Genomic DNA, 14135 nt, shown 5'->3' on the forward strand with positions numbered 1-14135 from the left:
ATGCCTACTTTTCAGCCGCTTTTAGACGGTTGATTTCTGCCAGAAGGGCTTCCGCCTCTTCTGTTAAGGTGGCGTTAGCCCGCATGTCACCGTTGCGAGATGCTTCCATCGCCGCCTGTAGTTTACGTTCATAAGCCTGCTGAAGCTTCTTTTTTGGGTCGCGCTTAAATAGTCCGAACATGAGCACTCTCCTAATGGGTGTATATCATTTGTATAGATTTATAGGGTGCATGTCGAATATTTGTTGAAATGCCTCAGGTAAAGACTGCTTAACAAGCGCGGTTGAGTGCCGCGCACTGGCCCAAAAAGCGCTCAAAATCAGCAAGAATAGTGTCCAGGCTATCGTGCAAACGGTGGTCGTCATCGACCATTCGTAGAGAGAGCCGCTGCACGCGGGCGCGTTCGATAACCGGCCCGGGCGGTACTACATCGTCCCGCCACCCATGAACAATATGCGTGACGGCTGCTTGAATAGTCGGCGATGTTTCAGGGTAGTCGAGTAGGCCCAGTGCGGGTGCCAGCAAAAAACAGCCGAGCACGGGCTGCTGCGCACTCACGGCAGCGCTTAACCAGCCACCGATGCTTGAACCAGCCAATACACAATGGGCGGGGGTATCGCGCCGGGATGCCATGGTGGCCCGCAGGTGCTGCAAGCGTTGTTGCGGTTCCGGCATTCCGCGATAGTCCATGACTACCGGCTCACAATCCTCCAGCTGTTCAGCAATGCCGTTGAGCGCCTGTATTTTTAACGCTCCAGGGCCACTTTCTAAGCCGTGGGAGAGGTAGACGGTCATCATAATGGTTAGCTACCTGCTGAGCGTTGGAGGGCTTCGCCGCCCTGTTCGATATCTTGACCCACGCCGCGAACGGTATTGCAGCCGCTGATAACAAGTAGGGTCGCCAGTACTACCACGCCAAGTAAAAGTGTGCGCTTCATCGAAGATTCCTTACAAGGACACGAGCCCAGCACGGGCAAAGAGGTTCACTGATTAAAATAAGCCCAGTTGGCGACTGATGCCACAGGTTTAAGGGGGAATGCTGATGTTTGCCGCGACTTTTTGTCTCATGTGTCAGTTTTATACACTAGAAAACGATTTTTTAAGTCAATCCAGTCGATTTTTCAGCAAATCATTTTTTAGTAAATCTATGTTTTTAATAATATTAATCCTTTGGCTTGGCTTGTTGGCCTATTGTCTGCAGTTACTAGGTGTACCCTGAAGAAACGCTGTCATTTAAAGGATTATAGTTAAAGGATTATTGCAGCCAGCAACGGAAGCGTTAGCAAGGATGGTAATTGGCAATGACAGAAAAATAGTACGAGTAAGCTGACAGGTAAGTCAGGAAGGCACGGAGGCCAGCAGTTGAAAAGGATTTAAAAGGACGCTCAGTTTGCTTGTTACTACTTGCGCAGGGAAGCGTTGGTCATCAAGGTCATGGAGCGGCAACGGTGCAAAATCACCATCTCGTTTAACCGAGGTGGTTTTTTTGCATGTTTGTGATTTAATAACGCGCTGATATTTCTAGGATTTCTTAAAACCTTTGCGTAACGCTCGGCTTTTGTACAGATGAACAAGGCTTTTTGGTCTATTCTTGCGGGACACGCAACTTTTAGCGGTTATAAAACGTCAACGCAGCAGCCGCACACCTTCAGGGACGAGCGTTATGGCCATGGTACTGATGTTATGCATGTTCGTGCTGTTTCTTGTGTTCTCAGGGCTTGGGCTTTACATGATGTTTAAAACATCTTTTTTGGCGACTGTCGACGATATTGACGATATGCCTCCTGAGAGATGAGCCCGCCACATCATTACACCAACGCCCGCAGCTGCGGGCGTTGGTGTTTTAAGTAACCATTTTTATTTGCTTTTATGCCACCGGCCTTTCCCTCGCTCAGGCACCATGCGCCCAAAATAGAGCAACCCAAAGGCTAACCAGCTGAGGGTTAAAATGCCGGTAAATATAAGTACTGAAAGCGCCCCAAACTGGGCGATGAGGGGTAGCGCGGCGGCTGTAAATAGTCCGCCCCCCACGACGGGTTCGAACATCAGCTGCTTGTAGCCAAAGCTTTCAAGTGCGCCAGATTTATTTTTGGGATCGGCCATTTTCATCAGCAGCAAGCCGGTAACGGTGACCCCCATGGATTGGCCAAAATCACCTATGCCGCGCTCAAACCAATTTTCGGGTATCACCCGTGGGGCAATGACGATCAGTACGAATAGGGACCAGCCGATACCTGCCAGGGCAAGCAGTAAGAAAGGCATAAAGTAGTCACCTAGCGTTGTAAGCGACAGAGTGGCCAGAGCGGCAACAATGGTAAAGTCGAGTGCGGTACCTGCGATGCGCGACATGGTTCGTGTGGATACATGCCGCTCCAAGTTGAAGCGCATAATAAACAGTTGAACAATCACGCCACCAATCATGGCAATCGGGAATAGCGGCACGTGGGCTAATATTTCCAGCCCGTCATTGCGCGCCCACGTCATTTGTTCTATCCACTGAAGGGCGGTGAGCAGCAGCCAGCCAATGACAATCGCAATGCCCACTAAGCCGATATGAAGACTGAGTGGGTCGGTAGTGCCTGCTTCTTGCATCAGGTCTTTCTTAAACTCGCTAAACTCTTCGGTTGAGGGGCGATCATCATGACGCATCAGCTCGTCAGGGTCTTCTTGCTCGCCTTCAAGCTTTACCACTCCTCTGCGGGCAGCAATATTGATCAGCACGGTGCCGATCAGGATTCCTGAAACAATGCCTATAGTGGCAAGCCCTAATGCCAAGTCAGCCCCCTCTTCAAAGCCTAGTTCTGAAAAGGTGTCGGCCATGCCCGCGGCGGTACCGTGGCCACCTTCAAAGCCAATTTCGATAAGTGCGCCTACCATTGGGTTCATATTAAAAATGGGTACTAACACTAAAAGCGCGAGGCTTAGCCCTACCACGTACTGGCCCCAGGCCATGGTTTGTCCCACGACTACCTGCGGCCCAGCGCGTAGCCAAATGGCGCGTAAACCAGGAATGGCGGTGCCTATAAAAAGTGCGGCAAATACGACGTTAATCAGCAGGCCCGGCAGGGCCGACCAGCTTTCTTGGACATAGGCGGGGAATAGCCCAGGGCTGTCTGTAAATAGAGTCGGCATAAACCGACCAATAACGTCAGGGCCAAGAAGCAGCAGAAGTAACCCACCAATCACTGAGCTTGGCAAGAAAAGTCGCCGCAGCCAAGGTAGCCAAAGGCGTAGTGCGTTACTTACCAGCAAAACCAGGGCAATAATCACCAGCGCAACAAACAGCTCACCCACTGATAAAGTCATTTCATCACTCCTTGATGAATAGCTGGCGCCGAAGGCGATTCGGCTAAGCCTAAAAATAGACAGGAATGATGTAAACGTAGTGCGAAATGGTTTAAAGCGCTATTAAACCGACGCTATATCAAGCGCGTTAGCCCATGACATAAAGACTAAGAAGCGCGAACCCATACCCGATGGCGGCCCCTGCTATCACGTCGCTGGTGTAGTGCAACCCCAGGCCCACCCGTGACACGGCGATCAGCAGTGAAAGCGGCAGGACAATTGGTAGTAACCACGGGGTATGTGCGGCGACTAATACGCAAAACATAACTGCATGCATGGTATGACCACTAGGGAAGCTGTAGCGGTCACGGGCAGGTTCGCCGCAGTGCACGCCGTTGCGGTAGGTAATAAACGGACGTTCGCGACAAAGGCGAGTTTTAAGCAACCGGTAAGCAACAATTGCCAGACAGGCAGTAGTGGCGTACTGCGCCAAACGCCAACCATGCTGAGGCTGTAGCCAGGGCTGAGCGGCAATTAGTGCTACCCATACCGGCCAGTCGCCTAACCTGCTAGCCGCTTGCAGCGTAAGGCGCCAAGGGCGGTAGAGGCTTAGTAGCGTGATGCGCTGACAAAACCGCCACTCCCACAGGTCAAGACGGTCGAATACGGCAAGCGGACGTGGACGCATGGTGGTTCTCCTGGGCTTGGTGAAGGTAACGCGTGAACTGCTCAGCAATGCCTGACCAGCTCTGTTCTAACACCCGTAGCCTGGCAACACGGCCAAGGCGTGCGTAGTCGGCAGGGTGTTGGCATAGCTCAATGGCTGCCTGTGAAAAGGCAGCGGTGTCGTCTGGGGTAACGGTAATGCCGTTATGGCCGCTTTGAATCAGCTCGGCGCTGGCGGCATGCTGGTAGGCCACCACCGCCAACCCACTTGCCATGGCTTCGCTCACTACGTTGCCCCAGGTTTCCGAAAGCGAAGGAAACACAAACATGTCGGCGCTGGCATAGTGGCGTGCCAAGGTCGATTTATCGACAAACCCAGTAAAGTGAGCCTCGGGCAGTGCCTTTTGCAACTGGGCACGGCCCGGGCCGTCGCCAACAATCACCTGTGCCATATCAGGGCAAACATTGCGCATGGCGTGCAGCGTTTCTTGAAGTAGCGCTAAATTTTTTTCCGGCGCTAAGCGCCCTACATAAAGAGCAACAGGTTGATGGTCGGTAACGCCCCATTGGCGACGCAGCCGGGAGTCACGGTGTGCGGGTGAAAAGTGTTCGCCGTCGATGCCGCGAGACAGCACATTCACATCATGAATGCCCTGCTGCTGTAGCGCCTTTGCTTGTTGGTGAGTAGGCACCAGCGTGAGCGCACACCCGTTATGGAAGTAGCCCAAGTAGCGGCGAGTAACCGCTGATAGCCAGGGCACGCCATAGTCGTAGCAGTAGTGGTCAAAGTTGGTATGCCAACCCGCTACCAGCGCAATTTTCAACCGCCGTGCCGCTTGGCGAGCCGCCCAGCCGAGAGGGCCTTGGGTAGCTAAATACACCGCATCAGGCCGCTGCTTGTGCCAAAAACGCCGTATTTTAGCGGGTGTGCAAAGCCCCACTTGCACCTCGGCATAGCCAGGTAGCGCTAGCCGCTGCACCTGAAGCTCGCTTGTCACCTTTGATGCTTTACCGGCAATGCTGGGTTTCGGGCGTATCACATCCACTGTCACGCCCTGGCGCTTTAGTTCGCGACATAGCCTGCCCAAGGTGTGCGCCACACCGTTGACATCGGGTGACCATGTTTCGCTGACGATACAAAGCCGCATGTGCGATTCATCCCTCATCACATTTAACGCCATGGTGGGCCGTGCGGGTGACACTGGTAAGACAGCAGGATGAAGAACTGATGACAGGCTTGCGCTAGTTTGCGTAGGCTACTCCATAGATAGGGCAGGCTTTACAAAACGCCTGTCGAGAGCCAGTTACACTGGACGTGTATAGATGTTCTATCTTCGTCGTCGTCATCAAGAAAAGCACCAGGGAGCCAAAATGAAATCAACCGTTGTTATTACCGGCGCTAACCGGGGTGTAGGCTTAGCGCTTGCTGAGTACTACGTTGACGCTGGGTGGCGCGTGCTAGGCGTTTGCCGTCAGTCGTCAGAAGAGCTGGTTCGCGTTGCGGATCACGTGTTCGATGGAATTGATGTCACTCATCCCCACGATGTTGCCCGGTTAGCCGAGGCGCTTAATGGCCAAACGGTCGATCTGCTAATTAACAACGCGGGGCTGCTTCGCGATGAGGCCCTGGGCAGCGTTGATTTCGACAGTATCCGTGAGCAGATGGAGATCAACGCCTATGCACCGCTGCGTGTCGTCGAAGCGCTTCTGCCTACCCTTAAAAAGGGCAGCAAAATTGCCAATATCACTAGCCGGATGGGTTCAATAGCGGATAACGATTCCGGTGGACGCTATGGCTATCGTGCCTCTAAAGCGGCGCTCAATGCGTTTGGTAAATCACTGGCGATGGACTTGAAGCCTCAAGGCATTGCGGTGGCGCAGCTACATCCCGGCTACGTGCAAACACGCATGGTGAATTTTGGTGGGTTGATCAGCCCCGAAGAGGCGGCATTAGGCATCGCTGCGCGTATTGAAGCGCTAACACTAGAGAACAGTGGCGGGTTTTGGCATAGCAATGGTGAGTCACTCCCCTGGTGATGGCGGGCGCAATGATCGCGACCGCTTTTTTTCACGCCTGCGCTGCCTCGCAATAGCGTTGCCATTAGCCAGTTGAATTAAGTATGCGATTTCTTCGTCACTTAGCGGTGCGCGCGGTTGGTTCGCCATTGTGGTCACCGTTTCGTTTAGCCTTTATGGCACGCTAACGATGAACTATGACACCCGTATGAACGTAGTGCCGCAGAGGGGAGGGGAGTGTTAATAAATGCTCACGGTGCGGCGGGCGGCAAGCGCTACCCGCCGGGGGCTTGGTGTCTCCAGGGCTTGTCTCTAGGGTTGTGCCTCTGCGTCTATGTTTTCAGAGCTGTGTTTAGGACAGTCTCTTCTAACACGTCAGTGCGCTGCCCCGTGGTGCTGTTAAAGGGGTGCAGTGCGTCTAGGGTAACGTAAAAGCGCAGTGTTTCACCTTCGGCGACCGGCGGCTGGCCTGACACGCGAATGACCGTGGGTTGGTCACTGTCGGCGAGGGTTACATACAGGTGGCTTTCAGCACCGGCGGCCTCAAATAGCGCCAGCGTCGAATCGACAGTTAAGTGGGGGCTTGCTGGTGGTACTAAATGCATGTCATCCGGGCGAATACCGACGATATCTGTACCTTCTGCCAAGTTGTCTAGTAGCCCCTGGGAGCCCCGTGCGTTTAAGTATTCAATGGGCAGCATGTTCATGGCGGGGGAGCCAATAAACCCAGCCACAAACATCGTCGCCGGACGGGCGTAAATCTCCATGGGCGTGCCTACTTGCTCAATTTGCCCAGCGTTCAGCACTACCAAGCGGTCGCCTAGGGTCATGGCTTCCAGCTGGTCGTGGGTCACGTACAGGCTGGTGGTTTTCAGGCGCCGCTGAAGCTGCTTGATCTCTACGCGCATCTGTACCCGTAGTTTGGCGTCTAGGTTGGAAAGCGGCTCATCAAACAAAAAGGCTGCTGGCTCGCGCACTAGCGCGCGCCCCATAGCCACCCGCTGGCGCTGTCCGCCAGAAAGCTTGCGCGGTTTGCGTTCTAAAAAGTCTTCAATTTCAAGCATTTTGGCAGCAGTGCGTACGCGCTTTTCAATCTCATCTTTTTTAAAGCCACGGTTCTTAAGGCCGTAGGCAAGATTGTTGTACACGGTCATGTGCGGGTAGAGCGCGTAGTTTTGGAACACCATGGCAATATCGCGTTCGGCGGGTTCGAGCTTATTGACCACACGATCACCGATTTTGAGCGTGCCATCGGTGATGGTTTCAAGGCCCGCCACCATGCGTAGTAGCGTGGATTTTCCGCAGCCTGAAGGCCCTACCAGCACCACAAACTCGCCGTCTTTAATGTGCAAGTCGATGCCTTTTACCGCATCGACATTGCCTGTGTAGGTTTTCTTTAGCCTTTCCAAGGTAATACTGGCCATCTTATTTCTCCGTCTCGGTCAGGCCTTTCACAAATAAGCGCTGCATAAAGAGCACCACTAGCACAGGGGGGAGTGCTGCCATGACCACCGCCGCCATCACCAAGTGCCACTGCGGGTCGCCATCGGCGGCGGTGGTCATGCGCTGAATGCCCATCACAATGGTGTAGTAGTCGGGGTCGGTGGTGATCAGCAGCGGCCAGAGGTACTGGTTCCAGCCATAGATGAACATGATCACAAACAGCGCTGCGATATTGGTAATCGACAGCGGCATCAGAATGTCTTTAAAAAATTTAAGCGGCCCCGCGCCATCGACCCGTGCTGCTTCCAGCATCTCTTCGGGTACGGTCATAAAAAACTGCCGGAACAGAAACGTGGCGGTCGCCGAGGCAATTAACGGGATAGAGAGCCCGGCAAAGCTGTTGAGCATTTTCAGATCCGCGACCACTTGGAACGTTGGGATAATGCGTACTTCCACCGGCAGCATCAGGGTGATGAAAATGATCCAGAAGAAGAACATCCGGAAGCGGAAGCGGAAGTACACAATGGCAAACGCGGACAGCAGCGAAATGGAGAGCTTGCCGATTGTGATGGCCATCGCCATTACAAAACTATTCCAGAGCATTTGTCCGGCGGGCGGCGCACCGGCGCGGGAAAGGCCGGTGCTCCACATGGCGGTGTAGTTGTCGATTGCGTGGGGGCCAGGCAGTAGGGGCAGCGTGCCGCGCAAGAATTCACCCGGGCCATGGGTCGAGGCAACAATGGCGATATACACTGGAAACACCACCAGCGCGACGCCAATAATGAGAATGGTATGGGCAAACAGGTTGGCCCAGGGGCGATTTTCAACCATCACAAGGCTCTCTTATCGGTAAAGGTTAGAACGTGCGCCATTAGTAGTTCACCCGCCGCTCAATAAAACGGAACTGCACAACGGTGAGCAGTATCACGATGATCATAAGAATCACGGACTGTGCTGCCGAAGAGCCGAGGTTCAGGCCAATAAAGCCATCGGCGTAAACTTTATAAACCAGAATGTTGGTGGCCTGAGAGGGGCCGCCCTGGGTCGTGGCGTGGATAATGCCGAAGGTATCGAACATGGCGTACACCACGTTAACGACCATCAAGAAGAACGTGGTGGGTGAGAGCAGGGGGAACACGATGGTCCAAAAGCGTTTCATTGGGCTTGCGCCATCAATAGCGGCGGCCTCAATCAACGACTGGGGGATAGACTGCATGCCTGCCAAGAAGAACAAAAAGTTATAGGAAATTTGCTTCCAGGCCGCAGCCAAAATCACCAGCAGCATGGCATCGTTACCCGAGGTGCGGTGATTCCAGTTGTAACCCACCATCTCCAGCAGGTAAGGCACGATGCCGATAGAGGGGTTGAAAATAAACCACCACAGCACCCCGGCAATGGCCGGCGCAATGGCATAAGGCCATACGAGGAGTGTGGTGTAGGTGCTTCGCGAGCGAATCATGCGGTTTACGGTACTGGCGAGCAGCAGCGCCACTGACATGGAAATCAGCGTGGTGCCGACGGCAAATACCACGGTGACCGACAGTGAGTTGAGATACGCGCCGTCACGAAATAGCCGGGCAAAATTCTCAAGGCCCACAAAGGTGGTGCGCAGGCCAAAGGCGTCCTCGCGTAGCAGCGATTGATACATCGCTTTGCCCGCTGGCCAGATGAAAAAAATCAGCGTAATAATGACCTGGGGAGCCAGCAGTGCATAAGGCAACCAGCGGCCAGGAAACGTCATGCGTTTAGTCTGCATGGAAGCTCACCTTACAACAAACGAAAGCGCCGCCTACGGGTAGGTAGGCGGCGAAGAAGTTACTAGCTTATTGGTTGGCGGCTTCGAAATCGCGGAGCAGAGCGTTACCCCGGCGGACCGCATCGTCTGCAGCCTGCTGCCCATCTTTGCGGCCGCTCATGACGGCTTCCATCTCCTCGGAGATGATGTCGCGAATCTGCACAAAGTTACCAAAGCGCAGGCCCATGGAGTTTTCTGTGGGCTCGTTGAGGGTCATTTGCTTGATGGACGTGTCGGCACCTGGGTTCTCGTCGTAATACCCCTGCTCCTCGCTTAAATCCCAGGCCGCTTGAGTAATCGGCAGATAGCCAGTGCGCTGATGCCAGTCGGCCTGCACGTCAGGTTGGGAGAGGTAGTCAAAGAAAGCGGCAACGGCCTCATACTCTTCGTCATCATGGCCCTGCATGGCCCACAGCGTAGCGCCGCCGATGATTGAGTTCTGCGGTGCGCCGTCAATATCATCGTAGTAAGGCAACATGCCAAACCCAACCTCAAAGTCGGCATTAGCGGCAATGTCAGCACGAGAAGCGGAGGAGCCAAAGAACATCGCGCAGTCACCGGCGTAGAACATAGGCACCGCGTCGTCACCAGGACCTGGGCCGCCCCAGCGGTAAAGCCCCTCTTCTTGCCAGGCTTTCAAGTTGTCCCAGTGGCGGGCGACGTGCTCGTTATTGAAATTCAGCTCTGTTTCTATGCCACCAAAGCCATTTTCCAGCGTGCCGAGCGGTAAGTTATGCATGGCGGAGAAGTTTTCCAGCATGACCCAGCTAGGCCAGGAGGAGGTAAAGCCACAGCGCGCGGCGCCGGATTCTCGGATCTGTGCTGAGAGCGCTTCCATCTCTTGCCACGTTTGTGGCGGCTGCTCGGGGTCTAGGCCCGCTTCCTCAAACACGTCGCGGTTGTAATACATGATGGGTGTGGAGGAGTTAAACGGGAAGGAAAGCATGTTGCCTTCGGTATCGGTGTAGTAGCCGACGACGGCAGGCAGGAAGGCATCATTATCAAACGCCCGGCCGTGCTCTTCCATTAACTGGTAAACAGGGTAGACAGCGCCGGCGGCATTCATCATGGTGCCTGTGCCAACTTCAAATACTTGTAAAATATGCGGTTGCTCTCCGGCACGGAAAGCAGCAATGGCACCGGTCATGGTCTCCGTGTAGTTACCGCGGTAGCTGGGGTTGACACGGTACTCATCCTGAGAGGCGTTGAAATCTTCCGTAATGCCTTCAAGAATTTCGCCAAGTTGGCCGCCCATGGCGTGCCACCAGCTAATTTCAGTAGTCGCGTGAGCTGACAGGCTAAGGCTGGCAGTCGCTACACCAACGGCAAGCGCGCGAAGTTTAAAACGAGACATAACAGCTCCTTGTAGGCCTGTTTCAAACAGGCTGTGCAATGCGTTTTTTGGATTCATTGGATGCACTGAACAGTAAGAAGTGTAGATGACGTTTTAGTGAATGCACGATGAACTTGACGTGACAGTCAACGTTTAGCAGTTATCGGTTATCTCGCTGAGTAGGAAAAGCCCTGGTGCAGTGCTAGTGTGGCGAAAAACAGTGAATTAAGAGAGTCCTATGACAGACGCAACCACGTTGCTGGCGAAGCTTGTGTCATTTGACACGACCTCCAGCGAATCCAATTTAGCTCTGATTGAGTTTGTTGAGCGCTACTTGGCGGACTACGGCGTTACCTCAGAGCGGGTAATGAGTCCCTGCGGGAAAAAAGCCAATTTAATTGCCCGCATAGGGCCACCGGCGCCAGGCGGCGTCATGCTGTCTGGGCATACCGATGTGGTGCCGGTGGCTGGCCAACCCTGGTCAAGCGACCCGTTTACGCTGCGTGATGGTGAAGATGGTCGACTTTACGGCCGTGGCACTTGTGATATGAAGGGCTTTATTGCCTGTGCGTTAGCGATGGTGCCCGTGTGGGTAAAAGCATCGCTTAAGCAACCGATCTATTTCGGGTTTTCCTACGATGAGGAGATAGGCTGCGTGGGCGCGCCTAGCCTGATTAAGCGCTTCTATGAGCACTACTCCACCACCGCCCATGTGATTGTGGGCGAGCCCACCAGCATGCAGCCGGTGGTAGCGCAAAAGGGCGCTACCAACCTGCGTACCACGGTGATTGGCCGCGAAGCCCATAGTAGCCAAGTGAATCAGGGTACCTCGGCGATCCATGTCGCCGCGCGACTGGTCACCTTTATTGAAGACACTATGGCGGCGCTAATAGAAGAAGGGCGAGTCGACGAAGCGTTTAATGTGCCTCACACTAGCCTTCACGTGGGCAAAATAAGGGGCGGCACGGCCATCAATATCATGGCGCGAGAGTGTCAGTTCGAATGGGAAATTCGTCACTTGCCCACGGAGTCATTTGACGAGATATACGCACGCTTTGAGGCGTTCTGCGCGCAGCTAACCGCGGAGCTACAGGCGAAAGGCAAACACGTAGAGATGACTACCGAGCCGTTGAATGTGACGGTACCAGGGCTTGCTGACCGGGATAATGATCGGGTGTTACGCCTCGCTAAAGATCACTTGCCGACTGCCTGCTGCCATCATGCGGTGGCTTATGCAACAGAAGCAGGGCAGTTCCAGGGTCAGGGCTTGCAGACGATTATTCTAGGGCCTGGCAGTATCGCCCAGGCGCACCAGCCTGATGAGTATATTGAGGTAACCCAGCTAAACGCGTGCACCGCGTTTATGCAGCGCTTAGGCGAAGCGTTAGAAACGCCGTTTTCGGGATGAGGGCTAGTTTCTGGATGAGGTCTAGGTGAAAACGTCCAATAAAAAACACCCGCCAACTATTAACAAAAGCTGTTAACAACGGGCGGGTGCTTTTCTAAGATATTACTCTACTGCTTCAAGCTTGAGGTTGCTCTTCGTAAAGCTCTGCTTTTGCGTGGCGCATCACATCTTCACAGGCCTGTTGGCGGGCCAGCTGGGTTAGCAGCCGCTGGGTCACTTCAAACCCTTTCCCTAAACAGGTATCAACTTCGTCTTGGCTAACGTGTGGAGAGACGTTGCAGTCGATCTTCACTGTGCGTCCGCCGCCTTCAAGACGGTCGGCAAACGCTCTTAGCCGCCACGCGATTCGCTCTTTCCAGTTTGCTGATTCTACCGCGCCTTCGTTTACGCTAAACGTGCACTGCCATTCCGGTTTATAAACCTTCATAGGAGAACCTCCACTGCGTTTGGAAAGAATGATCGGTCGTGTTGCGTACTCCGTCTGTCTAGTGATGTTGCTTTGTTACTATACCCACTCTAGGGCAGCACCGATACACCTACACTGAGGTGATATCAAAACAAATGATCCACTGCGCCCCTACTCTTTGTTCATGCTAGAGCCACCACTATGACTCAGTTAACCGCCGATAGTTGCCCCTGTGGCAGCAATACTTCGCTACAAGGGTGTTGCCAGCCCTATCTTCACGGTGCTAACGCGCCCACGCCAGAAGCGCTTATGCGCTCGCGCTACACAGCCTTTGCGTTGAATCAACCGGATTATCTATTAAACACCTGGTACGCCACCACGCGGCCAGCACACTTGCCGCCAGACCCGGATACCCAGTGGAAGTCGCTGGTTATTGTGGCTGCGCCCCCGCCGAGTAGCAGCACGGGCAGCGTGCATTTTCGGGCCTATTTTCGTGAGCCAGGCGGCTGGCATGTGCTAGAGGAGATCTCGCGTTTTCGCTTTAAAGAGGGGCGCTGGTGGTATGTGGATGGCGATCCTAGGGTTGAGCGGCTAAAGCCTCGTCGAAATGAGCGGTGCTTATGTGGTAGCGAGCGTAAATTAAAGGTATGTTGCGGTGAGTAGCTAACGCTAAGCAGGATGAGGCATTCCAAGCAATGAGCCAGCAGCGAGCACTATCCGACCATCAACCATTATCTGTGTGCCAACACTGGGTAGGGTATTTCTACTGGCGTTGGTTAACGCTGTTACATTGGTTTGGCGTGATCGGGTTCGCCGTGATGGGTTCAGGGGTGATGGGGCTGAGTGTGAGCGCGCCATTACTAGCCGATGAGCCTTATCCCTCTGCTGGGGTTACCTTAGTTGTGCCCTATGGCGAGGGAGGGGCTACCGATGTGCTTTTGCGCGCTGTGGCTGCTCAGGCCCAAGAGTACCTAGAGGTTCCCATCACCACCGTTAACATGCCAGGGGGTGGCGCTATTTTGGGCTCTCAGTTCGTCAAGGGAAGCGCCCCTGATGGCTATACGTTGCTAGGTAGCCACCAAACCATAGACCTTTCCTACCTCGCGGGCGTAACAGGGTACTCGCACCAAGCGTTTGCGCCTGTGGCACTACTCACTCGAACGGTGAACATCCCCGCTACCCGTGCGGGGCAGCCTGTGATAGGCGCCAGTGATATTAAAACCTTGGTTAACCAGCAGCCCGCGCCGTTGCTATTTGGCGTTATACCTAACTCAACAGACCACTTTTTTTGGCTGCACTTTTTTGCTGAGGAAGGTATTTCAGCAGCGGATGTCCAGTTTGTGCACTATCCAGACACCAGTGCCCAAGTCGAGGCTTTGTTGGGCGGGGAGCTGGATTTTGCCATGCTCAATCTTCCTTCTGCGGGCAGGCTGTTTAGCGCTGGCGCATTAGTGCCCCTTGGCGTTGCTAGCGAAGGCCGACTAGCTGCCCTGCCTCATGTGCCCACACTGCATGAGCAGGGAATTGCTTTGGTAAACACCACTGACCGTGGACTATTCGCACCGCTTGATACGCCGCCAGAACGGTTGGCGGTACTGGCGAAGGTATTTGAGCAAGCGCTGGTAGAGCCTGCGCTGATTCAAACGCTAGAGAAAGAGCATGGCTCTTTCGTTGATTTTAAAGCGTTAGATGCCTACGGCCGTTACCTGGAAGAGCAGTATCAGCTACTGCAAACCCTTGCCAGCGCGATACAGTTTGAGCGCTAGCCGCGTGCTAATAATGCA

15 protein-coding genes are annotated in these 14135 nt (G+C 54.0%); 4 read left to right on the forward strand and 11 right to left on the reverse strand.

Annotated features, from left to right (window positions below):
- Positions 1 to 4: 4 nt before the first annotated feature.
- The 6 genes from P8S54_RS12635 to P8S54_RS12660 all read right to left on the reverse strand — a co-directional run bounded on the left by P8S54_RS12635 (position 5) and on the right by P8S54_RS12660 (position 5098).
- Entirely contained in the window at positions 5 to 181 is a 177-nt protein-coding gene (locus P8S54_RS12635; protein ID WP_281442006.1) for a DUF6435 family protein, read from the reverse strand.
- Positions 182 to 269: 88 nt separating this feature from the next.
- Positions 270 to 797, reverse strand: coding sequence for a YqiA/YcfP family alpha/beta fold hydrolase (locus tag P8S54_RS12640; protein ID WP_281442007.1), 528 nt, complete (start codon positions 795 to 797; stop codon positions 270 to 272).
- A 5-nt stretch (positions 798 to 802) separates the two neighbouring features.
- A complete protein-coding gene (locus P8S54_RS12645; RefSeq protein ID WP_281442008.1) occupies positions 803 to 937 on the reverse strand; it encodes an entericidin A/B family lipoprotein in 135 nt (44 codons plus the stop codon).
- Positions 938 to 1856: 919 nt separating this feature from the next.
- The gene (locus P8S54_RS12650) at positions 1857 to 3305 is read right to left on the reverse strand and encodes a sodium/glutamate symporter (protein ID WP_281442009.1); all 1449 of its coding nucleotides are present in this window, start codon (positions 3303 to 3305) and stop codon (positions 1857 to 1859) included.
- A 127-nt stretch (positions 3306 to 3432) separates the two neighbouring features.
- On the reverse strand, positions 3433 to 3972 hold the full coding sequence (locus tag P8S54_RS12655; protein WP_281442010.1) for a phosphatase PAP2 family protein: 540 nt from the start codon (positions 3970 to 3972) through the stop codon (positions 3433 to 3435).
- A complete protein-coding gene (locus P8S54_RS12660; RefSeq protein WP_281442011.1) occupies positions 3935 to 5098 on the reverse strand; it encodes a glycosyltransferase family 1 protein in 1164 nt (387 codons plus the stop codon). Before P8S54_RS12660 ends, P8S54_RS12655 begins: the two co-directional genes overlap by 38 nt.
- A 223-nt stretch (positions 5099 to 5321) precedes the next feature.
- On the opposite strand from P8S54_RS12660, the gene P8S54_RS12665 reads away from it, so the two are divergent.
- Positions 5322 to 5987, forward strand: coding sequence for an SDR family oxidoreductase (locus tag P8S54_RS12665; RefSeq protein ID WP_281442012.1), 666 nt, complete (start codon positions 5322 to 5324; stop codon positions 5985 to 5987).
- Positions 5988 to 6298: 311 nt separating this feature from the next.
- On the opposite strand, the gene P8S54_RS12670 is transcribed toward P8S54_RS12665, so the two are convergent.
- The 4 genes from P8S54_RS12670 to ugpB all read right to left on the reverse strand — a co-directional run bounded on the left by P8S54_RS12670 (position 6299) and on the right by ugpB (position 10558).
- Positions 6299 to 7390: a sn-glycerol-3-phosphate import ATP-binding protein UgpC gene (locus tag P8S54_RS12670; RefSeq protein ID WP_281442013.1), complete on the reverse strand. Its 1092-nt coding sequence runs from the start codon at positions 7388 to 7390 to the stop codon at positions 6299 to 6301.
- Between the two features lies 1 nt (position 7391).
- Positions 7392 to 8240: a sn-glycerol-3-phosphate ABC transporter permease UgpE gene (gene ugpE / locus P8S54_RS12675; protein WP_009097273.1), complete on the reverse strand. Its 849-nt coding sequence runs from the start codon at positions 8238 to 8240 to the stop codon at positions 7392 to 7394.
- Positions 8241 to 8280: 40 nt separating this feature from the next.
- The gene (gene ugpA / locus P8S54_RS12680) at positions 8281 to 9165 is read right to left on the reverse strand and encodes a sn-glycerol-3-phosphate ABC transporter permease UgpA (RefSeq protein ID WP_281442014.1); all 885 of its coding nucleotides are present in this window, start codon (positions 9163 to 9165) and stop codon (positions 8281 to 8283) included.
- A 67-nt stretch (positions 9166 to 9232) separates the two neighbouring features.
- Positions 9233 to 10558, reverse strand: coding sequence for a sn-glycerol-3-phosphate ABC transporter substrate-binding protein UgpB (gene ugpB / locus P8S54_RS12685; protein WP_281442015.1), 1326 nt, complete (start codon positions 10556 to 10558; stop codon positions 9233 to 9235).
- Between the two features lie 217 nt (positions 10559 to 10775).
- On the opposite strand from ugpB, the gene argE reads away from it, so the two are divergent.
- Positions 10776 to 11945, forward strand: a complete 1170-nt coding sequence (argE, locus tag P8S54_RS12690; protein ID WP_281442016.1) for an acetylornithine deacetylase — start codon at positions 10776 to 10778, stop codon at positions 11943 to 11945.
- Between the two features lie 115 nt (positions 11946 to 12060).
- Here the strand turns inward: argE and P8S54_RS12695 are convergent, their stop codons facing one another.
- Complete coding sequence (locus P8S54_RS12695; RefSeq protein ID WP_281442017.1) at positions 12061 to 12372, reverse strand: hypothetical protein; 312 nt, start codon at positions 12370 to 12372, stop codon at positions 12061 to 12063.
- Between the two features lie 180 nt (positions 12373 to 12552).
- Here P8S54_RS12695 and P8S54_RS12700 point away from each other — a divergent pair, with 180 nt between their 5' ends.
- Both P8S54_RS12700 and P8S54_RS12705 read left to right on the forward strand, forming a co-directional pair.
- Positions 12553 to 13014, forward strand: coding sequence for a YchJ family metal-binding protein (locus tag P8S54_RS12700; protein WP_281442018.1), 462 nt, complete (start codon positions 12553 to 12555; stop codon positions 13012 to 13014).
- A 32-nt stretch (positions 13015 to 13046) separates the two neighbouring features.
- Positions 13047 to 14117, forward strand: a complete 1071-nt coding sequence (locus P8S54_RS12705) for a tripartite tricarboxylate transporter substrate binding protein (protein ID WP_281442019.1) — start codon at positions 13047 to 13049, stop codon at positions 14115 to 14117.
- The last annotated feature ends 18 nt before the right edge of the window (positions 14118 to 14135 follow it).

The sequence above is a fragment of the Halomonas sp. M1 genome (assembly GCF_029581375.1).
GTDB lineage: Bacteria > Pseudomonadota > Gammaproteobacteria > Pseudomonadales > Halomonadaceae > Vreelandella.